Genomic DNA, 23,387 nt, shown 5'->3' on the forward strand with positions numbered 1-23,387 from the left:
CGAGATGGACGTTCAGGGATTCACCGCACCCGGCTTCGAGGCGGTGGCCGGGGTCTTCGCCCGCAACTTCGAGCGGCACGGCGAGGTGGGCGCCGCCTTCGCCGCCTACCGGCACGGCGAAGCCGTCGTGGACCTCTGGGGCGGCACCGCGGATCCGTCGAGCGGACGCCCCTGGCACAGCGACACGCTCCAGCTGGTCTTCTCCGGTGCCAAAGGCCTGACGGCCGCCTGCGTCCTCCTGCTGACGGAACGCGGACTGCTGGACATCGACGCGCCCGCCGCGCGCTACTGGCCGGAGTTCGCGGCCGCCGGCAAGGGCCGGATCACAGTCGGCGAGATCCTGTCCCATCAGGCACGACTGCCTGGCGTACAAGCGCCCTTCACTGCCGAGGAGTTGCTGGACCACGAGCACATGGCGAAACTCCTGGCCGCGCAGGCCCCGACGCAGGACCCGCGGGCCGGGTTCGTCTATCACGCGCTCACGTGGGGCTGGCTGGCGGGCGAGCTGGTGCGCCGGGTCGACGGACGGACCGTCGGGGCCCTGTTCGCCGAGGAGTTCGCCCGCCCGCTCGGGCTCGACGTCTGGCTGGGACTGCCGGACGAGGAGCATCACCGGGCCGCGACGACGCTCGCAGGCCCGGACGTCCTGCAACCGCACGCCGAGGACGACGACCCGCTCCTCGCTCTGATCCGCAACCCCCTGCTCACCCCCCACGCCCCCGCACTCTGGAACAGCCCCGCCTTCCGACGCGCCGAATTCCCCGCGGTCGGTGCGCATGTGACGGCCCGTTCGATGGCTCGCTTCTACTCCTGTCTGGCACAGGGCGGCGAACTCGAAGGGGTACGCGTACTGGCACCGGCGACCGTGGAACTCGGGCGGCGTGAACTGCGGCGAGGAATCGCGCCACTGTGGGGCAGCCCGATGGCGTACGGCACGGGATTCGAACTCCGCACCGAACTGGCGCTGTTCGGTCCGCCACCCGACACGTTCGGGCATGCCGGTGCCGGCGGTTCGCGGCACGGCGCCTGGCCCTCCGAAGGGATCGGCTTCTCCTACACGATGAACCTGATCCGCGCGGACCTCCCGGACCGGCGCCCGCTCGATCTCCTGGACGCGCTGTACGGCGCGGTACACCCTTGAGACCTCGCTGTAGAGCCCTCATCGTGCCCCTGCAAGGGGACTCCGAACCGTGATGCGATCCAACTGAATTGGGCACCCAGCGGTCGTCGAAGACAGGCTCGCGCACGGCTTCGGCGGGGTCGTCGTCGCCGTGCGGGCGCGATGTGAATCCCCTTTGGTCGACCGGCTCCCGACAGGCGTTCAGCCGCCCGTCCATGCCGTCGACAAAGCGGCTCTGACCTGGCGCTTTCCAAGGATCGGCCTAAGCTGGCGAGCACTGTTGGACACTCGTTGGGGGCTTGATGGGCGGGGACGGCGCGACGTACGACGCCACTCATATCCAGGTACTCGAAGGGAGGGAAGCCATCCGGAAGCGACCGGGCATGTACGTCGGGTCGACCGGCGAACGCGGCCTGCATCAGCTGGTGTTCGAGGTCGTCGACCGGGCGGTCGACGAAGTGCTCGCCGGCCGCGCCGAGTCCGTCGACGTCACGCTGGCCCCCGACGGCTCCGTACGGGTCACCGACGACGGGCCGGGAATCCCCGTCGCAGCCGCAGGGGACACCGAGACCCCCAGCCTCGAAGCGCTGCTGACCCGCATGCCCGCAGCGGCACGGCCCGCCGGCCGTCACACCGTGACCTTGGGGCTCTTCGGTATCGGCCCCAGTGTCACCAACGCCCTCTCGCGTCACCTGACGGCCGAGGTCCGGCGCAACGGGATGCACTGGGTGCAGGACTACGCGCGCGGCGAGGCCGTCGCGCCGCCCACACGGAAAGGGCCGGCGACCCGCACCGGCACGACCATCGCCTTCCAGCCCGACGCCGACATATTCAGCACGGTGGAGTGCTCGTTCGACGCGCTCGCGCAGCGGTTCAGTGAACTGGTCTTCCTCAACCGGAACCTGACCCTCTCACTGACCGATCGGCGCCCCACGGGCCAGGCACGGTCACTGCGCATTCGCCACCCGGGCGGAGTCCGCGACCTCGTCGCCTCCCTCGACGCTCAGGCGGCGGCCCATGCGGACATCATCGGTTTCGAGCACGAGGACCCACGCATGGCGGGGACCATGGAGGTGGCACTCGGCTGGTCCGACACCGCCGCAGCGCGTGTCCGAAGCTTTGCGAACAGCTCACCCACGCCCGAAGGCGGGGCGCACGTGGCGGGGTTCCGCGACGGGGCGGCGGCCGCGGTCAACGCGTTCGCGCGGGGGCGACAGCTGCTCGAAGCCGCAGAACCCGATATCGGTGCCGACCGGATCATGGAGTGCCTCACGGTGGTCATCTCGGTGAAACTCGACCGGCCCGAATTCGAAGGCGCCACGCGCGGCCTGCTCGGCGGTGCCGCGGTGCACGCCTGCGTCCAGGAGGCCGTCCGGAAGCACATGGGCACCTGGCTGGAAGAACATCCGAAACTGGCCGCGGCCGTCATCGGCAGGATCACCTGAGCGACGCGCCGCGGCTGACCGACAGATCCAGTCGGTGAGCACGGGATTCGCGGCCTTCGCCGACGCCGGCGCCATCCAGGTCACTACCACGCCGGTGCCGGCGTGAGCCGCGGCCCAGGCTCCTCACGGAACGCACGTTGCCGCTCGCCGAGCTCTACCGGTGCGGCGCCAGGCCCGGCTCCTGAGCGTGCGAGGGGGCAGAGGGGAGATCCTGTTCGACCCAGACGAGCTTGCCGCCCGTTGCGGAACGGAAGCCCCATCTGCTGGACAACTGAGCAACCATGTAGAGGCCCCGGCCGTTCTCGTCGACCGAGCGAGCATGACGCAGGCGCGGGTAGCAGCCTCCGCTGTCGAAGACTTCGCAGGTGAGGACTTGGTGCCGGATGAGCCGTAGACGGATCGGGCCGGCGCCGTGGCGGATGGCGTTGGTGACCAGTTCACTGACGATCAGTTCCGTGTTGGAGACGAGATGTTCCAGCCCCCACTCGCCGAGCTGACGGGCGGTCATGTGCCGGGCGGCGCGGACGACGGTCGGTTCGGGCGGCAGGTCCCATGAGGCGATCTGGGTCGCGTTGACTGTGCGAGTGCGGACAAGGAGCAAAGTGACGTCGTCGGATGGTGCCTGAGTCGGCAGACTCTCCATCACGGAGGAGCACAGGTCCTCCAAGGACTGACCGGTCCGTGCGAGGGCGGCGCCCAGGCGGTGCATGCCGGCGTCGATGTCGTCGTCACGGGACTCGACCAAGCCGTCGGTGTAGAACGCGAGCAGACTGCCTTCGGGCAGTTCCACTTCCACGGCGCCGAAGGGGACCAGGCCGAGTCCGAGGCCGAGCGGGGCTCCCGTGGGCAGGTCGGGGAAGGTGACATGGCCCTGTGGGTCGGTGATCGCGGGCGGGGGATGACCGGCTCGAGCCATGGTGCACTTCCGGGTGACCGGGTCGTAGACCGCGTACAGACAGGTGGCGCCGACAACCGCGGGGGTGTGGTCCGGAGAGTCGGCGTCTCCCTCGGTGAGCCGCCGGACGGTGTTATCGAGCTGGGCCAGCAGCTCGTCGGGGGGCAGTTCCAGGTCGGCGAGCGTGTGCACCGCGGTGCGGAGCCTGCCCATGGTCGCGGCGGCGTTGATGCCATGTCCGACCACATCACCGACGACCAGGGCCACCCGTGCGCCGGACAGCGGAATGACGTCGAACCAGTCGCCCCCGACACCGGCGTCCATGTCGGCCGGCAGGTAGCGCGAGGCCGCCTCGACTGCCGTGCCGCCTCTCAAGCGGTGCGGAAGCAGGTTGCGTTGCAGCGCGAGAGCGGCAGTGCGTTCGCGCGCGTATCGGCGAGCGTTGTCCAGCGACAGGGCAGCCCGGGTGACCAGTTCCTCGGCCAGGAGCAGGTCATCCTCTTGGAAGGGCGCTGGGTCCGCGGTGCGTGCGAACAACGCCACACCCAGCACGGCGCTGCGCGTGCGGATGGGCACGACCATCAGGGAGTGCATCCCGTGCTCGCGGATCTTCTCCGCCCGACATGGATCGTGGTCGATCCATGTCCCCGGAGAGGTGTCCAGCACCGCCTCCAAGTGAGAACTCCCCGTGCGCAGGACTCTGGCGAACGGCGAGGTCGGCGAGACTAGGACCGACTCGCCTCGAACCCACGGTGACTCCGGCACTCCCTGGTGGATCGAGGCCAAACCAGAGCGGCGAAAAATGCAGGGGCGATCGCTCATGGTGTCGGTTCGGACAGAGGGCTCTTCACCGAGCGGAACCGAATCTGCCAGGTCGACGATGGCGTAGTCGGCCAGCAGGGGCACGGCGACGTCGACCAGTTCCTGCGCGGTCTGCAGGACGTCCAGGGTGCTGCCGATGCGCGTGCTGGCCTCGCTGAGGACGGCAAGGCGCTCACACAGCCGTTGGCTGCCGGTGACATCAACGATCACGGAGCACACTCCCGACGCCTCCCCGTCCGCGTCCTGAAGGCAGAAGAACGACGCCGAGAACGTGTGCTCACGGCGCGCCCGCCATGCCCGGTACTCGTGGACCGTGCTGGTGCCGTTCTGCACCACCCGCCGCATCGCTGTTTCGAACGCTTCGGTTTCGAAGCCGGGCATCGAATCGGTGAGCGGACGTCCCAACCGTCGTTCACGAGGCACGCCGTCGTGGCGCTCCATGGCGTCGTTCACCCACGTACAACGAAGCTGCGGATCATGAACGACGATGCCGATGGGCGGGGGGACAAGGAGCGGCTCGCGCAGCGATGCATCGGCCGTCCCCGAGGAGAGCACAGCTGCGTCGGTCAGGGATATCAGCCACCGCGAGGCTGTGTCCTGCCCCCGCAACAGCGAGATGCGCAGATTCAGTTCGAGCGTGTGGCCGTCGCGGTGGCGGACCGCGGCGGTGCCGGACCAGCCACCCTGGGCACGACACTGCCGGGCGAACGCGGATACTTGCAGCTCCTCCTCATCGCACGGCAGCACGCGCGCGGCCGACCGGCCCACCACGTCCTGAGCGCAGTGCCCGACAAGACTCTCAGCGGTCGGCGTCCACCCGACCACTGTCCCTTGCTCGTCGAGCACTGCCATCGCTGCGTCGGACATCTCGCGGGGCTTCAGCCGCTCGACAAGTGCGGTTTGGCCAGTGCTCATCATCATCATGGTTCTTCCCATCAGGTGCATGGCTGCGTAGGTGCGAGGAGAAGCCGACGCCAGGGATCAAGGTCGTAGTGGTCTGCGTGAGCGCGGGCTTCTGCTGACCTGCCGTCCAGGGAACCAGCCGGCAGGGCAGTCGGGGGCGGTCAAGGGGGCCCGCCTCGGCCATGGCCTGCTGGTCCAGGTACTGACAGGACCCCCTTCCCTCGCGGAGCGTCCTCTACGGCCCACTTCCGCAACAATGCGGTGCGGCATTGAGGCGATCTCGAACCTGTTTATTCACCGTCGAGATCATGTTCGGAAAGTTTCTATTCCTCGGCCGTCACTCGCTGGCCCCCGAGGCAAGTGGTGAGGCCTCGTTTTGTTTTGCCGGACGACACTTTCAGGGGTCATTCTTCTCTGACGCTGAATCCACTCAGTGGCGCCCCACATTGCTCTTCAGGCAACTTGCCGGGGTGGCGCACCGAGGTTAGCCTCAACATATGGTCAAGGGGTCGTCCGGTTCATACGACAACAAAGAGCTGAGCGATTATCTGCGCTCGCGGCGTGCCCGCGTGACTCCTGAGAGCGTCGGGGTCACGCCGGGGAGGAGTCGCCGTGTCCCCGGGCTCCGGCGGGAGGAAGTTGCGTTGTTGGCCGGATTGAGTGTGGACTACTACATCCGTCTGGAACGCGGCCGGGTCGCCAACGCCTCGGAAGCAGTTCTGGAGGCAGTGGCCCGGGCTTTGCGTCTCGACGACGTCGAACGTGCGCATCTGTTTAATCTGGCCAGGCCACAGTCCGTGGCCAGAGCGAGCCAGTCTGCTTTTCCGCGGCGGGTGCGTCCGGGTGCGTACGCACTGCTTGAGGTTCTACAGGACACCCCTGCCATGATTCTGGACGGCCGCATGGACATCCTCGCCCTCAACCGGATGGCGCGCGCAGTATTCATCGATTTCGAGGCCGTGCCGGCCCGTGAACGCAATTTGGCGCGGTTCATATTTCTGGACCCGGTCGCGCGTGAGCTATTTATCGACTGGGAAATGGCTGCCCGCATGATTGTCACCGCTTTGCATCTTTATGCAGGTCGGCATCCGGAGGATTCCGAACTTGCTGAGCTGACTGATCAATTGTCGACCGCTGACGAAGATTTCATCCGCTGGTGGGCCGCGCACGATGTGGAAGAGTTCTCTCACGGCACCAGGCACTACCGGCATCCCCTGCTCGGGGAAGTCGCCTTGAACTATGAGAATCTCATCTTTCCCGGTGACCCGGACCAGTGGCTGTCCGTGAGTACGGCGCCCTTCGGATCTCCGTCTTCGGAGGCCTTGCGCGCCCTCGCTGGCCGGCTCGATGACCCGGACATCTCGGTGCAGGCCGGTTCCGCGAGCAGTCATGAGCGACTGGCCGACCGTCAGCTCCGACTTCACAGGAAACGGGATTGATGTGAGTCCTCGGCTCTCGCCGCTCCGAATCGTGGGCGGATCCGATGCAGCGAGAGCTCTCCTGGCGAGAAAGCTGCTAGGGCAGGAGTGGCCGACTGAAACCCTCAGTTGTCAACTGCAGCACTGCGTCACCCAGGCGTCGATACAGGTGTTGACGTCCGGCAGGTTCACGGGCTGCGCAGAAAATACCGGAATACGATGGAGGAGGATCATAAGGGTGATCGCTCGAGGGTTGCCAGGGAGCGACAGATGGATGCCCGGGACGAATTCCTCCGGTGGGCCACCCCATCGGCTCTTCTGACGCTGGATGGCACCATCCACTCCCTCAACGACCCGATGGCCGCGACACTGGGCAGGGCGGCTGAGGAGTGCGTGGGCTATGACTTCCCCAGCTTGCTGCCCGAAACTCAGCGAGCCTCGGCGGAGAGTCTGCTGATACACGGGGCCACGACGAAGACCGTCGCGATGCGTGTGCTGGAGTTCTGTGCACCGGGTGGTGCGTCCGTGGTCAGCCTCATCGAGGCCCGGCCGGTGAAGGATGACGCAGGTCGCGAGCGGCTGGTCTGGGTGCATTCGGTGGATGCGCGAAACGACCCGGGCGGCCTGCTGATCCCGTTCCGGCTGGCTGCCACAGCCGCGGATCTTGGCCTCTGGATGTACGCACCGCGGAAGCACCGGCTCGACTGGCTGGGTGGCGCGCCCGCCCTGGCCTCTCTGTTCCCGCAGGCCTCGACCTCTTTGTCAAGGGTGATCCGGAGCGTTCACCGAGATGACCGGACGGCCCTCAGACGACTTGTGCATTCGACCGCAGCCCAGTCGCCCTGGGTCAGCCTGCGATTCCGTACCGAGAACGATGGGTGGAGTCACATCGCCTGCCAGGTCCGGCGGATCCAGCTGGGCTATCAGGGCCCTGAGCAGGTCTTCGGGGTGATCCGCGACGACACTCTGCTAGAGGCGGGCCGACAGAATGCGCTGGCCTCGCTCTGGGCCGAACGGCAGCGGGCCGACGAGATCGCCGCCTTTTCCGCCGCGCTGATCACCGCCGCTACCGAGCAGGAACTGCAGCAGGCCGTTCTCACGCGGGTTGCCTCCACTTTCGGCGGCACCGGCGCCGTGCTCACGCTCCTCGATGATGAGACCGGGCTCCTGCACGCCTCCTCCGATGCCATGGTCGACCCGCAGCAGAGCGACGCCATGGAGGGCGTGTCCCTCGATGAAGAGCAACCGTTGACCTGCGCGATCCGAACCGGCACGCCGTACTTCGTCCCCAACCACGAAGAACTCCTGCGTGACTGGCCGCAGTCCGCCGGTGTCGCGTGGCTCGGCTCCTTCATCGCCATATCGATCGCCCCGCTCAGCCCGGTCGGCGATCAGCCGCTCGGGGCCTGGGCGGTGACCTACGACAGCGAGCATCACTCATCGCCGGACGAGCGTGCCCTCATGAGTACGCTGGCCGACCTGGCGGGCCAGGCACTCAGGCGGATCCGATTGCAGCAGGCCCGAATCGAGTTGGCCGCGGCGCTCCAGCAGAGCATGCTGCCGAGGATGCCCGAGCATCTCCCGGGGCTGGAGGTCGCCGCCCGCTATCGGCCCAGCCGAGACGGGCTCGACATTGGCGGGGACTGGTACGACGCCTTCGTGATGCCCGACGGTGCGGTGGCCGTGGAAATCGGCGACAGCCAGGGACACGACGTGGATGCCGCCGCCTTCATGGGACAGGTGCGTACCTCCATCCGCGCGATCGCCCCCCACGAGACGGAGCCGGGCACCGTGCTGACGCGCACCAACGAACTGCTCGTCACGATGAACGCCACACGATTCGCCAGCTGCACCATGCTGTACATCGGTCCACGCGAAGGGCAGGTCACCGGAACGAGCGCAGGCCACGTGCCGTTGGTGTGTGTGCACGAGGACGGCACCAGTGACATCCGTGAGCTACCGGGTGGTCCGGTGCTGGGAGTCCTGTCCGGAACCGACTACCTCGGGGAGACATTCACGCTGGAGGAGGGCAGCGCGCTGATCATGGTCACTGACGGTGTGGTCGAAGGGCCGGGCTTGACGCTGGAGGCAGGGCTGGAGCGGGTCGGTACTTCGGCGGCCGAAGCCCTCCACGACGGACTCGACGCCGAGGCGATCGCTGACCGAATCCTCCATGCTGCGGTCGCGGTGGACCATCTCGACGACGTGGCCGTACTGGTCATTAGGCGCATATGACGCCCCGTTGCGGGCCCCTGTTCAGGGTGCGGAGAGCGAAGTCCGACGTCCACCGACTGTCGCCCGCAGGACGGCGGGCGCGCCCTCGTAGCCGAGATCACCAAGCGGCCGTCCTTCCGCGTGCCGCCCTGCTCAGCGCATGAGCTGGTCGATCGTGATGGGCAGCGAGCGGACGCGGTGCCCGGTGGCGTGGAAGACGGCGTTGCCGATGGCCGCGGCGAGACCGACCAGGCCGACCTCGCCGATTCCCTTGGTTCCCGTGCGAGTCGCCCGGTCGGGGCCGCCGACGAAGAGGACTTCGATGTCGGGGACGTCGGCGTTCACCGGCATCAGGTAGTCCCCGAAGGTCGCGTTGGCGATGCGCCCGGTGACGGCGTCGGTGGCCGTCTCCTCGAACATGGCCTGACTGATGCCGCCCACGGTGCCGCCGATGATCTGGCTGGTCGCCGTCTTCTCGTTCAGGATGCGACCGCCGTCGATGGCGGAGACCACCCGTGCCACCCGCAGTAGACCCAGCGCGGGGTCGATGCGCACTTCGACGAACTTTGCGCCGAAGGCACCTGCGGGGGCCATCCCGAGGTCCTCGGCACGAGGCGGGGTGCTTCTGCCGTCGGCGCTGAGCTCCTCCAGGCCGTGACGGGCCAGGATGCCCACGTAGGACTCGCCCTGCGCGGAATCCTCGACGAGGTGAATGCGTCCGTCGGAGACCGCCACGTCTTCGGCGGAGGCCCCTTGCAGGGGGGACCGGGTGTCGTCGCGCACGACATCGAGGAATTCCCGCGTCAGCCGCCGGCAGGCGGCGTGGACGGCGTTGGCGAGGGCCCCGGTGAGACCGGATCCGCCGGCCTGGGGGGCGTACGGCATGTCGGAGTCGCCGAGGTCGAAACGCACCCGGGTGACGTCCAGGCCCAGGAGCTCGGCGGTCAGTTGGGTCATGACCGTGTAGGTGCCCGTTCCGATGTCGGTGGCGGCGCTGCGCGCGTACGCCGAGCCGTCATGACGTACGGATACCCGGGCCTGGCACGGTACTTGGTAGAACGGGTACGAGACGCCCGCCAGACCGTAGCCGACGAGCAGGTTTCCTTCGCGCATGGAGCCCGGTTCCCGGCCGCGTCGCGACCAGCCGAACCGCTCGGCGCCTTCGAGGTAGCACTCGCGCAGGGCGTTGCTCGACCACGGGAGGCCGCGCAGCGGGTGCTCGTCCGCGAAGTTGCGCAGGCGGAACTCGAGGGGATCCATGCCGACGGCGTGGGCGACGTCGTCGATCGCCGACTCCAGGGCGAAGTTGCCCTGTCCCTCCGCCGGTGCGCGCATGGAGCCCGGGCAGGGGATGTTCAGGCGCGCCTGGCGGTCGCGGGTCAGGACGTTGGGACAGGCGTAGGCGACGGCAGAACCGGCGGAGACCGGTTCGTAGTCGTCGTCCTCCATCGCCACGGAGGAGATGCCGTGGTGCTCGATGGCGACGAGGTCCCCGTCGCGGGTCGCGCCGATCTTGATCTGCTGGACACTGTTGGGCCGGTGCCCGACGGAGGTGAACATCTCGGGCCGGGTCAGCACCAGCTTGACCGGGCGTTTGACCTCACGGGCCGCCAGCACGGTGAGGATCACATGGGACCACACCCGCAGTCCGGCGCCGAAGCCGCCACCGACGAAGGGGGCCAGGACTCTGATGCCGCTCTCGGGGATCCCGAAGACCGCGGCGAGTGTCGAACGGACGTTGTGGGGCCACTGAGTGGAGTCGTGCACGGTCAGCGAATCACCCTGCCAGGACGCGACGGTGGTCATCAGACCGAGCGGATTGTTGGTGTTGTCCGGGGTGGTGTAGGTCCCCTCGACGACCACGTCCGCCTGGGCGAATCCCGCGCCCACGTCGCCGCGTTCGGTGTCCATGTCCCAGGGGTTCACGACGATCTCGGCCCGGGGGTCGTCCACGTCGAGCAGGGCCTTCGTCGCTTCGTACTGGATGCGGATCAACCGCGCGGCGTACCGGGCCTGTTCGGCGCTCTCGGCCACCACGATCGCGACGTGCTGTCCGTGGTGCAGGATGCGGTCGTCCCGCAGCGGAGCCGGAGGCGATCCGCCCAGCAGGGTCATCGGGCCGGGTTCCAGGCTCGGCGCGGTCAGATGGGTGATGACGGTCAGCACACCAGGAGCCGCCAGCGCCTCGGACGCGTCGATGCCGGTGATGCGTCCCGCGGCGATGGTGCTGCCCACCAGGGCGGCGTGTGTCATGCCGGGCAGGGTGAAGTCGTTGGGGTACTGGGCCGCTCCGGTCACCTTGAGTGGGGCGTCGACCCGGTCGAGGCCCGCACCGACGATCCTGCCGGCTTCGAGAGTCGTCATGATGGTGCTCCTGCAACGGTCTCGAGGGTGCGTACGAGAGTGCGCTTGGCCAACTCCACCTTGAAGGCGGTGCCGGGCAGCGGCCTGGCGCCCTCGAGGGCCGCCTCCGCCGCGGCGCGGAAGAGGTCGGTGCCCGCGGGGTTGCCGCGCAGGACGTCCTCCGCGTCCCAGGCCCGCCAGGGGATGGTGCCGACTCCGCCCAGCGCCACGCGCGCCTCCTGGATGACGTCGTCCTCGGTCACTAGAGCCACCGCGGCCGAGGTGAGCGCGAACTCGTAGGAGGCGCGGTCGCGGACCTTGACGTAGTGGGACCGGATTCCGGCGTCGAGCAGCGGGATGTCGACCGCGGTGATCAACTCTCCGTGCCGCAACACGTTCTCGATATGGGGTGTGTCGCCCGGCGGCAGGTAGAACTGGGTCATGGGAATCGACCGTGAACCGTCCATGCCCTGCGTGTGGACGATCGCGTCGAGTGCTGTCAGCGGCACCGCGACGTCCGAGGCGTGCAGGGCGATGCAGTGGTCGCTGGTGCCGAGGATGGCGTGCATCCGCTGGATGCCGGCGATCGCGGCGCAACCCGAGCCGGGGTCGCGCTTGTTGCAGGCGGCGACGGTGGGGTCTCTGAAGTAGCGGCACCGGGCCCGTTGCAGCAGGTTGCCGCCGATCGTGGCCATGTTGCGCAGTTGGGTCGAGGCACCGAGCAGAAGTGCCTCGCGGATGAAGGGCAGCCTCTCCGCGATCACCGGGTCGGCGGCCAGTTCCTCCATGGTCGTCAACGCTCCGACCTGGACGGCCGAGTCGGTGTGTGTGATGCCGCCGAGGGGGAGGCGGGTGATGTCGACGAGGCGGTCGGGGTGGAGAACGCCGTCCTTCATCAGGTCCAGCTGGGTGGTGCCGCCGGCCAGGAACGTCGCGTCCGGATCGGCACTGACCGTGGCCACGGCCTGGTCGGCGTCTGTGGCGCGGGCATACTCGAAGGGATGCATCGTCAACCCTCCGCGGCCACATCGCGAATTGCGGCGCGGATGTTCGGATAGGCGCCGCAGCGGCACAGGTTGCCGCTCATGAACTCACGGATGTCCTCTTCCGAGTTCGCTCGTCCCTCGGCGATGAGACACACCGCGGACATGATCTGCCCCGGCGTGCAGTAACCGCACTGGAACGCGTCGTGACGGGCGAACGCCTCCTGCATGGGGTGCGGCTCACCGTCCACGGACAGCGACTCCACGGTGGTGATCTCGCGTCCCTCGCACTGAGCGGCCAGGGCGAGACACGACACCACGCGCTTCCCGTCGACCATGACCGTGCAGGCCCCGCACGCACCCTGGTCACACCCCTTCTTCGCCCCGGTGAGGCCCAGATGGTCACGCAGCGCGTCGAGCAGTGTGACCCGGGTGTCCAGGCGGAGCCGGTGCGATGTGCCGTTCACGTTCAAGGTCACGTCGACCTCAGGTACTTCCGGCGGCGCTTGCCCTGCCGTCCGCGCCTCGGCTTCCACATGCTTCATGGCGCCTCGATTCCGATCCCTCGGGCGGAACGTCTGCTGAGCCAGGGGTTCCACACGCGACCCGTCCGTCGATGTGCCGCACCGTGCCCCACACCACGTCGGTAGTGTCCCGGCCGGGACACTACGGATGCGAGTGCCTACCGGGAGCGAGGGCCCTGTCATGGAGACGTCCACCGGAGAACGTGACCAACCCGTCATTGCCGTCGCCCAAGCCTAACGACGTTCCGTCCGGCCCGCAGAAGTTGAAGTGTGCCCCTGACCGGGGCACATGTTGCCGTCGGGGCTCACACGTGTCGCAGGAAGACGGTGGGCGTCGTGCCGTATGCCTCCTTGAACTGCCGTGTGAAGTGGCTGGCATCCGAGAACTTCCAGTGAGCGGCCACGTCGGCGATCCTCGCCCCCGTGCCGGCCCGCGCCAGTTCGTCGCGTGCCGCGTCCAGCCGGCGTCGCCGCAGGTACGCCATCGGGGTCTCGCCCTCAGCGGCGAAGGAACGGTGGAGCGTGCGGACGGACACTCCGAGTGCCGCCGCGACCGCGGCGGGAGACAGCGAAGGATCACCGAGGTGCCGGTCGATGGTTCGCTTCGCCACGGCGACAATCGCGTTGCCGAGTTGCTGTGCGTCGGTCGTACCCTGCCCGGTGACGACTCCACCGAGCAGGCACAGGGCTGCTTCCTGAGCAGCCCGCTGCCCGGCGGGGCAGAGCGCGTGTACCGCGTCCCCGTTCCGGAGCGTCTCCAGGTACGAGATCAGGACACGGGCCTGCGGATCGGCGAGGTCGCACAGCATGTACGGGCGGAGGACGTGCGAGCCGCCGAGGTGGTCGGCGAGCAGGGGCTTGGGGACCGTCATCCAACGCGAGACGGTCGCGTGCCCGACCATGAAGCGCCACGGCGTGGCCGTGTCGCGGATCAACAGCTTGCCGGGTTTGAGGGTGAAGGCGCTGATTTTGTTCTCGAAGCGGATCCATCCGGTGAGGACGTATTGAAGGACGACCGGATCGATCGTGCAACCGCCCCCCGACACTCCGGTGATCTCGTCGGTGTGCTGGTGGGCATAGGACAGGTCTCTCAGCACGAATCCGAAGGCTTCGAAACGGAAGCCCCTGACGCCCGAGTACGCCGGGATACAGAGTCCTGTGCAGTGCTGCCAGATCCGGGGCTTCCACTCGCGCAGCAGACGACGCGCTCCCTCCAGTGGCTGTGGCGCGATGTTCAGTGACGCCAGCGGGAGTGGGCTGCTCTTGGACGAGTGGGGTGGTGTTCCGGCTTCCATGACGGTCCTCGCGGCGCCTGAACGTCCTGACGTGTCCGGCCGCAGCGGCATGGGGGGCATCGAGACTCACCAATTTACGGACGTGTGAAGCTCGGCGCACTTGCGCGAGCGTCGGCGTCCGGCATGCGGAGAGTCGGGACGTGCGGATTCGGGTGCCGTCCCGTCGCGAACACGAGCGTGCGACCTGTCACGGTCTCGGAGGACACTGGGGGCGTACCGAGTTCTGAAGCGAATGAGAGCTGACGACCATGGGTGTATCTGAGGCCACCCAGCGCGATGGCGATCACACGGTGGTCCGGGCGGAAGAGCCGGCCCATATCCTCATTGATCACGCGGGCGTGGTCGTCGGATGGAGTCCCGCGGCCGAACGATTGCTGGGCCATCCCGCTCGCGCGGTGCTGGGGCGCTCGGCGGGGGATCTGCTCGCCGATGTCGTGCCCGCGGAGCGGGCTCTCGGCGCCGGTGACGGCCTCACGGTTCGGCTGCAACGCACGGACGGACCGTGCCTGTCATGCCGGTTGGACGTGCGTCGTGATCGCGTGGGCGACGGCGAGGCGCGATGGGAGGTGACGCTCACTCCGGTGGACGGGGAGCATGCGACGTCGGAACTGCATCAGGCCCTCCTGGAGACACTCTTCACGGTCTCGCCCGTGGGCCTGTATCTCTTCGACCCTCATCTGCGGATCATCCGGTTCAACTCCACGGCGGAAGGCATGGAGAACACCTCCCTCGCGGACGCCGTCGGCAAGCGCCCCGCCGAGGCATGGCCCGGCGTCGCCGTCGAGGCGATGGAGCGCGTGATGGAGCAGGTGCTCGACACCGGCCGGCCGGCGCTCGGCGTCGAGAAGCGGATGTGCCCACCGGGAGACCCCGATCACGAGCACGTCTATTCGGCTTCCGTCTTCCCGCTGGTGAGCGATCAAGGCCGGCTCCTGGGCCTTGCCGATGCCACCGTCGATGTGACCGACCGCCACCTCGCACAGCGGCGGCTGCAGGTGCTCGCGCAGGCCGGCACCCGGATCGGGGCGACGCTGGACGTGCTGGACAACGCTCGTGGCCTGGCCGAAGTGTCCGTACCCGGACTGGCCGACACCATGGCCGTGGACATACTGGAACCGGTCCTGGTGGGGGAGGAACTCGAAGCCGGTCCGGTGCGACCGGACACCGTACTGCGTCGTGCGGCTTCGCGGTCCCGTGACGAGAGTGCTCCGACGACGGCCCACCTCGACCGTGCGATCCCACTGGTGACCGCGGCCGCCGAGGTACTCGCCGACCTCGAACCGCGCATCCTCGACCCGCTCGACGCTGTCGGACGCCAGTCACTGAACGCCTTGCCGGGGTGCGGCAAAGAGGTCCACTCCCTGATGCTCGTCCCCCTGGTCGCCCAGAACAGGGCCCTCGGGCTCGCCGTGTTCGGCCGCGAAAGGCACCGCAGGCCCTTCGAACCGGACGATCTGGTCCTGGCCGGAGAGCTAGCCCTGCGCACCGCCGCCTGCCTCGACAACACCCGCCGATACCTGCGTGAGCGCAATGCGCTGGCCGCGTTGCAGTGCGACCTCCGCTCGGAAGACCTTCCACCGGCGGACACCCTTGATGTGGCGCACGCCTATGTGCGAGCCGGCTCCGGCGGCGACTGGGTCGATGCCGTACCGCTCTCGGGAGCGCGCGTAGCCCTTGTCGCGGGCCGTGTGCCGGGCCGCGGCCTGCAGACCGCGGCGGCCGCCGGCCGGCTGCGCGCGGCGGTGCACACCCTGTCGGACCTCGACCTGGAGCCGGACGAACTCCTCGCCCGGCTCGACGACCTCGCACGTCGGCTCACCCTGGGCGAGCGCCCCGGAACGGAGACGACACGGCCGGAGCATCACACGGGGCGGTCGGAGGAGGGGAACGAGACCGGCGCCACATGCCTCTACCTGATCTACGACCCCGTGTCGGGGCGTTGCTCGGCCTCCAGCGCCGGCCATCCCTGGCCCGTCGTCGTCCACGCCGACGGAACGGACACCGTCCTGAAGCATCCCACCGGAGCCGCCCTGTGCTGTTCCGACGGGCCTTTCGAGACGATCGACCTGGCACTGGCCGAGGGCTCGACGCTGGCCTTGTACACCCAGGGTCTCTTCCAAGAGTGGCCCGTGGAGCCGGCGCGCGAGCGTGCGGCCGCCCTCCTCGACCGGTTCGCGGGACCTGTGCGCCAGGCGTGCACCCTGCTGACCGACGCCTTCCTCCCGGAACTGCCGAGCGAAGACGCCGTCGTCCAGGTCGCCCGTACACACACGCTCGGTCCGGCACAGGTCGCGTCGTGGGACCTGCCGAGCGAGCCCTCCGTCGTCTCCACGGCCCGGTCGCTGGTGACCCGGCAGCTCACCGCATGGGGCATGAGCGACCTGATGTTCACGACGGAACTGATCGCCAGCGAACTCGTCACCAACGCCATCCGGTACGCCAGACCTCCCGTGACGCTGCGCTTGATCCGCACCCACGCTCTGACCTGCGAGGTCTCCGATGGCAGCAGCACCTCGCCCCGGCTGCGGCACGCCCGCACCACCGAAGAGGGAGGGAGGGGGCTGCTCCTCGCCGCCGGGTTCTCCGACCGGTGGGGCACCAGGTATTCCGAGGAAGGCAAGACCGTCTGGGCCGAGCAGGGCCTTCCCGAACCTGTGGGGTGAGGGCGGCGGCAACGGTTCGAGCCTCCGTCACTCCGACTGCCCCCGAGAGGGTGCCATGAACTACCTCGAGAACGAAGGCAATCTGGATGCACCGGTCGACAACGACAGTGTCTTCCCCCGCCTTTCGGACGAACACGTGGACTGTTTCCGCCGATATGGATTTCAGGACCGGCTGGAGGCAGGTCAGGTGCTGTACTCCAGAGGCGCCCAGGATTTCGATTTCTACCTCGTTCTTGACGGGACGATAAACGTTTACCAGGAGGGCAGCCCGGGGGAATCGGACGAGGAGCGGATCATCACCGTGTACGCTGTTGGCCAATTCACGGGCGAGCTGTCGCTCCTCAACCGGCAGAAGTCCCTGGTCGAGGCGGTGGCCGCCGAGGACTGCGAGGTAATCCGCTTGCGCCCCGCACAGCTGCGCCGGATGATCTCGAACGAGCCGGACATCGCTCGCATCGTACTGAAAGCCTTCATCCTGAGGCGTCTGAGATACATTCGGCTCGGGCTCGGAACCGTCGTGCTCGCCGGGCCGCCCAGTTCCAGAGACGTCGTCCGCATTCGAAGTTTCTTGGAACGCAATGACTATCCGGTTCACCATGTGGATCCGGAACTATCCGAAGCCGGCGCCCTTCTGGACAGCTACGGCGTGGGAACGTCGGTGCGGTGGCCGGTCGTCGTCTGCCGCTCCGGCGGCTACCTCGAGAACCCGACGATCGCTGAAGTCGCCAGCTGCGTAGGCATCGTCGAGGTCCTCAGTGATCTCGAGACCGTCGATGTCGCCGTGGTCGGCGCCGGCCCGTCCGGTCTGGCCGCCGCCGTCTACGCCGCGTCCGAAGGCCTCAGCACGGTCGTGATCGAAGCCACCGCACCCGGCGGACAAGCGGGTACTTCCTCGATGATCGAGAACTATCTGGGATTCCCGCTCGGCATCAGCGGCCATGAACTTGCCGCACGGGCCCAGGTGCAGGCACGGAAGTTCGGCGCTCGCATCGCGATACCCCGGTCCGTGGAAGGCGTCGATTGCGCAAGCAGCCCGTTCACCCTGCTCCTCAATGACGGCCAAGCAGTCGCAGCCCGCACCGTCGTGGTGGCGACCGGCGCTCACTACCGGCGTCTGGACCTGCCGGAACTCGCCCAGTTCGAAGGAAACGGAGTCCACTACGCCGCCACGGCCCTCGAAGGGCCGTTCTGCGCGGACGAAGAAGCCTTTGTCGTCGGCGGAGCGAACTCCGCGGGCCAGGCGGCGGTGTTCCTCTCCCAGTTCGCCAGTCACGTCCGCGTCCTCGTGCGGGGACGAGGGCTCGCCGACTCGATGTCCCAGTACCTGCTCACCCGGATCGAGGCATCCGCGAAGATTTCGGTCCACCCGCGATCCGAGATCACCGCGTTGCAGGGCAACGGCCATGTGGAGTCCGTGCGCTGGAGCAACAGCGCGACAGGGGAGTCACGTGTGGATCCCACGTCCAATGTCTTCCTGATGCTGGGCGCCGTGCCCAACACGGACTGGCTCAACGGCTGTCTGGAGACCGACCCGAAGGGATTCGTGCGCGTGGGCGGCGATGTGACGGACACGTCCGCGTTCCCGTCGGGCCGCAGGCCCATGGCGATGGAGGCCAGCGTGCCGGGCATCTTCGCGGTCGGCGATGTGCGAGCGGGTTCGGTGAAGCGCGTGGCGTCCGCCGTGGGCGAAGGATCGGTGGTGATCTCCGAGATACACCGCGCCCTGGCAGCGGCCGGCGCACGCGCCTGATGGTGACAAGAACAAGGCGGTCGGGCTCGGTCTGCGTGCACTGCACGCCACCCGCCCGGGGCAGGCGGATGGCGGGACGGCCCTCGGCTGCCGACGAGTTCACGGCGCGGACGGCGGCGCCGGCCTCACTCGAAGACGATCACCTGGCGCCCGACGACGTCGCCGCGCCCCAGGGCTTCCAGATTCTCGTTGACGTCATCGAGCTTGACGCTGGTGACGTTGTGCCTGACGAGGCCGGCCTCGGCGAGGGAGAGCACCTCGACCAGGTCAAGGTGGTTGCCCCAGAAGGAACCGAGGTAGGACAGCTCCGTTCCCACGAAGGGGAACTGGTTGTGCTCGACGCGGTGGCTCATCAGACCGACGGCCGCCAAGGCGCCCTCAGGACCCAGCAGGTCGAACCCCATGGATACAGAAGCGTCGCTGCCGACGCAGTCCAGGATGGCGTCGATCGTTCTCCGGCCGGTCAGCCTCTCCAATTCGTCCTGGATGGCCTCGGCGGACTTGTCCTTGACGTTGATGCCGTGGTCCGCGCCGTTCTCCTTCGCCACGTCCAGCTTGTTGTCCGAACGGGCGAGGGCCACCACCGTCGCTCCGCTTCCGAGCAGCTTCGCGTACTGAACCGCGTAGCTGCCCAGACCGCCGATGCCCGTGACCGCGACGGTGCGGCCCGCACCGAGCTTGCCCGCGTCCCGCAGCTTCTTCATCCCCCGGTACGGCGTCATCCCCGCATCGGTCATGGGCGCGAGGAGCTCCGGCGTCTTCGCGGCCTCCTCGGAGACCGGGATCGCATGACGGTGCTCCACCGCCATGTACTCGGCGAAACCGCCCGGAGGACCGAAGCCCACCCACCGACCGGTACCGCTGCACAACTGCTCGTTGCCTTCACGGCACTGGCGACATGTGCCGTCGCCCCAACTGGGGTTGACCACCACCGTGTCGCCCTCGGAGTAGCCGATGGACTGCGGAACGTCACTGCCCAGTCCCGCCACTCGGCCTGTGACCTCATGGCCGGGAATGTAGGGGAAGTCCACGGGGAACGGGCCTTTGAAATAGCCCTCGACGAGCTGGTAGTCGCTTCGGCACATGCCGGTCGCGGCGACCTTCAACAGAATCTCGTCCGGTGCGGGTTCGGGCACGGGAACCTCTTCGATCCGAAGAGGCTCGTTGTAACCGTGCATCCGAGCTGCTCGCATCTGCATGGGGGGTGCCTCGCTTTCGCCGTCGAGCCGCGGCGCGCGCCGTTCGGCGTGACGGTGTCCGAGTGCCGTCACCGGTCGTCGCGGCCGCGGCATGCGATATCACCAGGTTGCTGCGTCCGCCGTGGCCGCGCATCCGGGCCTGGCGCCCACATTCCACTACCGACAGATCCTCGCGCGTGACACTCCGCGGTTCGCTGCCTTCATGAACGCGGTGAGGCTTGTGGTGGCGCTCATCGGGTACCTCGGCCGCCGCGCCGGCTCCGTACGCGATGGAATGTCCGCGCCAGTGGAGCGGGACCGATCCGGATTGCCGGGCGGTCATGCCGGTCCTAGCGTTGAAAACGGCCTCTCAGCGCGACGGACCCCGTCGCCGGCGAGGGTGCAGGCGCGACGATCCCCTCACCCGAGCAGGCCCTCGCAAAGGACAGCCATGATCAAACCGTATGGTCCCTACGACTTCATGCCGCAGATCAGGAGCTTCTCGTTGACTTCGGAGTCCGTGGCCGACGGTGGACGACTGGCCCGCGAGCAGGTGAGTGGCATCCTCGGGGCGGGCGGGCATGACATCTCACCGCAGTTGAGCTGGTCCGGCTTCCCCGAGGGGACGCGCAGCTTCACGGTCGCGATGTTCGACCCCGACGTGCCCACCGCGTCGGGCTTTTGGCACTGGGCCCTGGCCAATCTTCCGGCCTCCGTGACCGACCTGCCGGCCGGGGCGGGGGACGGTGGCAGCCTGCCCGGCAGCGCGGTGACACTGGCCAACGATGCCGGCCACAGAAGGTACCTCGGTCCGGCGACACCACCGGGCAACGGGCCGGACCGGTACTTCCTCGTGGTCCATGCCGTCGCCCTGGACGAACTGCCGGTGTCCGCGACGACGACACCCGCCTACATGGATTTCCTGTTGTTCACTCACGCCCTCGCGCGGGCGATCATGTACGGCACCTACGAGCGATGAACGGATCCGGTCGACCACCGCTCCACCGGCGTGAGCGGCAGTGCTGAGCGGGATGCTCGCCACCGCGGCCGCTGGGCCACCGCCTCGGGCAGTGACCCAGCCGGACCCGTCCGCACGCGGAGCTTCGGGAATCGTCCTGCGTCACGTCGGCTGACGGTTGTCCTGGCCTGCGGTCAGGGCGTTCCGTACCGCCAGGGGGCGAAGGCATCGTCCGGGCTGCCGAGCAGTGCAGCCGCCTGGTGCTGCGTGTGCTCCGCGGCCCGCTTGGCCTCCGCGACCACGTCCCCGCGCTCGCGGACCAAGTCGTCGTAGATCGTGAGTTGAATGTTCTCGGTAGGGCTGAGCGTCACTACCGGTCCTTTCGCTGTCGTGTCTCTTCCATGGCCGTTCCTGCTCCCCGGTAAAAGCCCACCGGACCTTCAGACCCGGTTGAGCCGGGCAGCGATTCCGTGACCGATCAGCAAATAGAGAACCGCCGGAAGACCATAATTGAGAACGACGCGTAGGCCTTCTGTGTCCATCGTGAAAATGTCCTGCGACCACCAAGCCAGCCAGTCCGCGGCGCCCCGCACGAATTCGACGAACACATTCGTCCGGTTCGCATCGAGCAGGAACAGCAGGACCCACAGAAGCAGCAGGCCGGCCGCAGTGTCCGCGACCGTGCAGACCGCCAGCGCCACCCGTCGTCCGCCGTCGCGGTGGCGCACGACGCACTCCGGGCCCGCAGGCTGGTTGTACGTGGAGTACCCGGAAACCGGGTCTGGGTTGTTCACGAGAAATTCCCATCTGACGCGTTTTTGTGTCGGCAGAGCGGCCCTGGCGCTGCAATTCGGTCCGAGGCGCTTGCCGGCTCCTCACCCCTTCTGCGCCTTACTGGCGTGGTCGCGTTACACCGCCGTCCACAACTCGCGAAATATGGCCGCCTATAAGGGCACTTACCGCGTTGTCGGTCATCGAGATATGAGAACCGGATTCTGCACACCGAATCCCGGAACTCCGGCGTGGCCACGTGACATCACGGGAAAGCACCAGGCACCGGGCAGGCGGCAGCCGGGCGCAGGAGCCGGGCACCGACCCTGCGCGCCGGGGGCCGCCACGGCTCAGATGGCGATGACGATCTTGCCTCGGGGATGTCCCGTCTCCAAGTGACGTACGGCGTTCACGGCTTCGGACAGCGGATAGCTCCGGTCGACGACCGGTTTGACGGCGCCGGACTCGGCGAGTTCGGTGAGCGTCAGCAGGTCCTGTCGCCGGGTGATCGCGATCACCGGTCGCAGCTTCTGCCGGACGAAGACGGACAGCACCAGACCGCGCACCCACCGGTCGGTGCCCCCGAACACGGGCCCGGCGTTCTCACCACCGACGAAGACCGCGGTGCCGCGCGGGGCCAGGACACGGCGCAGCCGGGAGAGCGAGCGGTTGCCGGCGGCGTCCAGGACGAAGTCGTAGCGGGTGGGCCGGTCGGTGATGTCCTCCCGCGTGTAGTCGATGACGTCGTCGGCCCCGAGAGAGCGGACAAGACCGACTCCGGCGGTCCCGCAGACGCCGGTGACCCGGGCCCCGTAATGAACGGCGAGTTGCACGGCGTACGTGCCGACGCCGCCGGAGGCGCCGATGACCAGGACTTCCCCGCCGGGACCCGGACGCGCCATCTCCAGCCCTTGGAGGGCGGTCACGGCGGAGACCGGGAAGGCGGCGGCCTGCTCGAACGAGAGGCTCGCCGGCTTGGGGGCGAGCTGCTCGGCCTTGCCGCACGCGTACTCGGCGAAGGAGCCGTCGCACTGGCCGAAGACCTCGTCGCCGGGCTTCAGCGAGGTCACGCCCGCTCCGACCGCTTCGACGACCCCCGCGGCGTCCCAGCCGCGCACACGACGGGCGGGCCGCCGCAGACCGATCTGTGGATTCAGGCGGGCGAAGTAGGGCCGTCCGGTCATGAGGTGCCACACGCTCGGGTCGACGCCGGCGGCGTGCACACGCACGAGCACCTCGTCCTCGCGGGGGACAGGCGGATCGATGTCCCGCAGATGCAACTGGTCGACGGAACCGTAGGCGTCCTGGACGATGGCCTTCATCTGGGCTCCCTCACCGAGGCCGTGCCGGGGTGCTCTCCTCGGGATGGTCTCCACGGATCGCTCCGTACGCCAGAGTCCGGCGCGTGACCGGTCGGGAACCGGTCAGAGTGTCCAGCTGGACGGCCACCAACTGGCCCTCCGGAAAATGCCGTTGTGCCGGCCCGGTCTTTGGTGCGGCCCGAGGCGGTCACGGTGCCGCGGGCGGAGACGTGTACGAAGCGCCGATGGCGAGAGCCTCCCGCAGGGTGTCTCCCCGGGCAGCCGGTCCGGGCCGTCGCGCCCACGCCGCACGGCACGCACGCCGGTGATCCCGAAACCCTTGCATCACCCACAGAACAAGGCAGACTTGGGCCGCGTGACGGACCGGGACGAACTTCAGCAGGGGCGCCGGCACGAGGTGTCGGCTGACGAGGACGACGACCGGCCCCGGCGCGGCCCGGTACTGCTCATGGCCCTCCTGGTCCCGGCCGTGGGAGCCGCAGGCGGACAGGCGGGTTCACTGATCCGGGCGGCGGAGCCCGCCGGCGGGGCGATCCTCCTGGCCTCGGCCGCCGCGGCGTTCTTGATCACCTTCGCCGCTCTGTCGCTCGGCACCATCTGGACCATCAACACGCTCGCCAACCTGATCGACAGCCACCGTGACCGTCGCGAGCGGCAGTCCGGCGACACCTGGTAGGCGCGTCACGACTGTTCCTGAACGAGAGGCCCGGCCAGTACGGTGGACCGTTGCCGTGCTCTGTCGGCTGGCGTGGTGCCCGACGACCGCGCGACGGCCGGGTGTGA

The 23,387-nt window shown here is 68.2% G+C and carries 17 protein-coding genes; 8 read left to right on the top strand and 9 right to left on the bottom strand.

Translation table 11 applies throughout. The features are described from left to right. Positions 1 to 4 precede the first annotated feature (4 nt). Together H305_RS0114775 and H305_RS0114780 are read left to right on the top strand one after the other, a co-directional pair. Positions 5 to 1,141 (top strand): serine hydrolase domain-containing protein, encoded by a 1,137-nt coding sequence (locus tag H305_RS0114775; protein WP_028801071.1) that lies wholly within the window; start codon positions 5 to 7, stop codon positions 1,139 to 1,141. A gap of 362 nt (positions 1,142 to 1,503) precedes the next feature. After that, positions 1,504 to 2,565: an ATP-binding protein gene (locus H305_RS0114780; protein WP_234020809.1), complete on the top strand. Its 1,062-nt coding sequence runs from the start codon at positions 1,504 to 1,506 to the stop codon at positions 2,563 to 2,565. Between the two features lie 154 nt (positions 2,566 to 2,719). Here H305_RS0114780 and H305_RS45900 read toward each other — a convergent pair whose 3' ends face one another. Next, positions 2,720 to 5,197 (bottom strand): SpoIIE family protein phosphatase, encoded by a 2,478-nt coding sequence (locus H305_RS45900; RefSeq protein WP_234020812.1) that lies wholly within the window; start codon positions 5,195 to 5,197, stop codon positions 2,720 to 2,722. A 485-nt stretch (positions 5,198 to 5,682) separates the two neighbouring features. On the opposite strand from H305_RS45900, the gene H305_RS45905 reads away from it, so the two are divergent. Then, positions 5,683 to 6,624, top strand: a complete 942-nt coding sequence (locus tag H305_RS45905) for a helix-turn-helix transcriptional regulator (protein ID WP_051370589.1) — start codon at positions 5,683 to 5,685, stop codon at positions 6,622 to 6,624. Between the two features lie 249 nt (positions 6,625 to 6,873). Then, positions 6,874 to 8,838 (top strand): SpoIIE family protein phosphatase, encoded by a 1,965-nt coding sequence (locus tag H305_RS49780; protein WP_063611333.1) that lies wholly within the window; start codon positions 6,874 to 6,876, stop codon positions 8,836 to 8,838. Positions 8,839 to 8,970: 132 nt separating this feature from the next. Here the strand turns inward: H305_RS49780 and H305_RS0114800 are convergent, their stop codons facing one another. From H305_RS0114800 to H305_RS49385, 4 genes are all read right to left on the bottom strand, one after another. After that, the gene (locus H305_RS0114800; protein ID WP_028801073.1) at positions 8,971 to 11,181 is read right to left on the bottom strand and encodes a xanthine dehydrogenase family protein molybdopterin-binding subunit; all 2,211 of its coding nucleotides are present in this window, start codon (positions 11,179 to 11,181) and stop codon (positions 8,971 to 8,973) included. Next, positions 11,178 to 12,167 carry an FAD binding domain-containing protein gene (locus H305_RS0114805; protein WP_028801074.1) on the bottom strand — a complete coding sequence of 330 codons (990 nt, stop codon included), beginning with the start codon at positions 12,165 to 12,167 and terminating at the stop codon, positions 11,178 to 11,180. Before H305_RS0114805 ends, H305_RS0114800 begins: the two co-directional genes overlap by 4 nt. Before the next feature lie 2 nt (positions 12,168 to 12,169). Further along, entirely contained in the window at positions 12,170 to 12,688 is a 519-nt protein-coding gene (locus H305_RS0114810; protein ID WP_078629051.1) for a (2Fe-2S)-binding protein, read from the bottom strand. A gap of 284 nt (positions 12,689 to 12,972) precedes the next feature. Continuing rightward, entirely contained in the window at positions 12,973 to 13,962 is a 990-nt protein-coding gene (locus H305_RS49385; RefSeq protein ID WP_051370590.1) for a helix-turn-helix domain-containing protein, read from the bottom strand. Positions 13,963 to 14,210: 248 nt separating this feature from the next. Here H305_RS49385 and H305_RS0114820 point away from each other — a divergent pair, with 248 nt between their 5' ends. Then, positions 14,211 to 16,625 (top strand): SpoIIE family protein phosphatase, encoded by a 2,415-nt coding sequence (locus tag H305_RS0114820; RefSeq protein ID WP_234020816.1) that lies wholly within the window; start codon positions 14,211 to 14,213, stop codon positions 16,623 to 16,625. Between the two features lie 55 nt (positions 16,626 to 16,680). After that, positions 16,681 to 18,375 carry an FAD-dependent oxidoreductase gene (locus tag H305_RS54775; RefSeq protein ID WP_037763947.1) on the top strand — a complete coding sequence of 565 codons (1,695 nt, stop codon included), beginning with the start codon at positions 16,681 to 16,683 and terminating at the stop codon, positions 18,373 to 18,375. Between the two features lie 125 nt (positions 18,376 to 18,500). Here the strand turns inward: H305_RS54775 and H305_RS0114830 are convergent, their stop codons facing one another. Beyond that, positions 18,501 to 19,511: an NAD(P)-dependent alcohol dehydrogenase gene (locus H305_RS0114830; protein ID WP_199791402.1), complete on the bottom strand. Its 1,011-nt coding sequence runs from the start codon at positions 19,509 to 19,511 to the stop codon at positions 18,501 to 18,503. 493 nt (positions 19,512 to 20,004) lie between these two features. On the opposite strand from H305_RS0114830, the gene H305_RS0114835 reads away from it, so the two are divergent. Further along, positions 20,005 to 20,532 carry a YbhB/YbcL family Raf kinase inhibitor-like protein gene (locus tag H305_RS0114835; protein WP_028801079.1) on the top strand — a complete coding sequence of 176 codons (528 nt, stop codon included), beginning with the start codon at positions 20,005 to 20,007 and terminating at the stop codon, positions 20,530 to 20,532. Positions 20,533 to 20,705: 173 nt separating this feature from the next. Here the strand turns inward: H305_RS0114835 and H305_RS53990 are convergent, their stop codons facing one another. The 3 genes from H305_RS53990 to H305_RS0114850 all read right to left on the bottom strand — a co-directional run bounded on the left by H305_RS53990 (position 20,706) and on the right by H305_RS0114850 (position 22,604). Further along, a complete protein-coding gene (locus H305_RS53990) occupies positions 20,706 to 20,882 on the bottom strand; it encodes a hypothetical protein (protein WP_199791403.1) in 177 nt (58 codons plus the stop codon). A gap of 69 nt (positions 20,883 to 20,951) precedes the next feature. Further along, on the bottom strand, positions 20,952 to 21,305 hold the full coding sequence (locus H305_RS45920; protein ID WP_028801080.1) for a hypothetical protein: 354 nt from the start codon (positions 21,303 to 21,305) through the stop codon (positions 20,952 to 20,954). Positions 21,306 to 21,632: 327 nt separating this feature from the next. Then, complete coding sequence (locus tag H305_RS0114850) at positions 21,633 to 22,604, bottom strand: NAD(P)-dependent alcohol dehydrogenase (protein ID WP_028801081.1); 972 nt, start codon at positions 22,602 to 22,604, stop codon at positions 21,633 to 21,635. A gap of 355 nt (positions 22,605 to 22,959) precedes the next feature. Here H305_RS0114850 and H305_RS0114855 point away from each other — a divergent pair, with 355 nt between their 5' ends. Next, entirely contained in the window at positions 22,960 to 23,280 is a 321-nt protein-coding gene (locus H305_RS0114855) for a hypothetical protein (RefSeq protein WP_158690528.1), read from the top strand. The last annotated feature ends 107 nt before the right edge of the window (positions 23,281 to 23,387 follow it).

It is taken from the genome of Streptomyces sp. 142MFCol3.1 (genome assembly GCF_000424945.1).
In the GTDB taxonomy this organism is placed as follows: Bacteria; Actinomycetota; Actinomycetes; order Streptomycetales; family Streptomycetaceae; genus Streptomyces; species Streptomyces siamensis.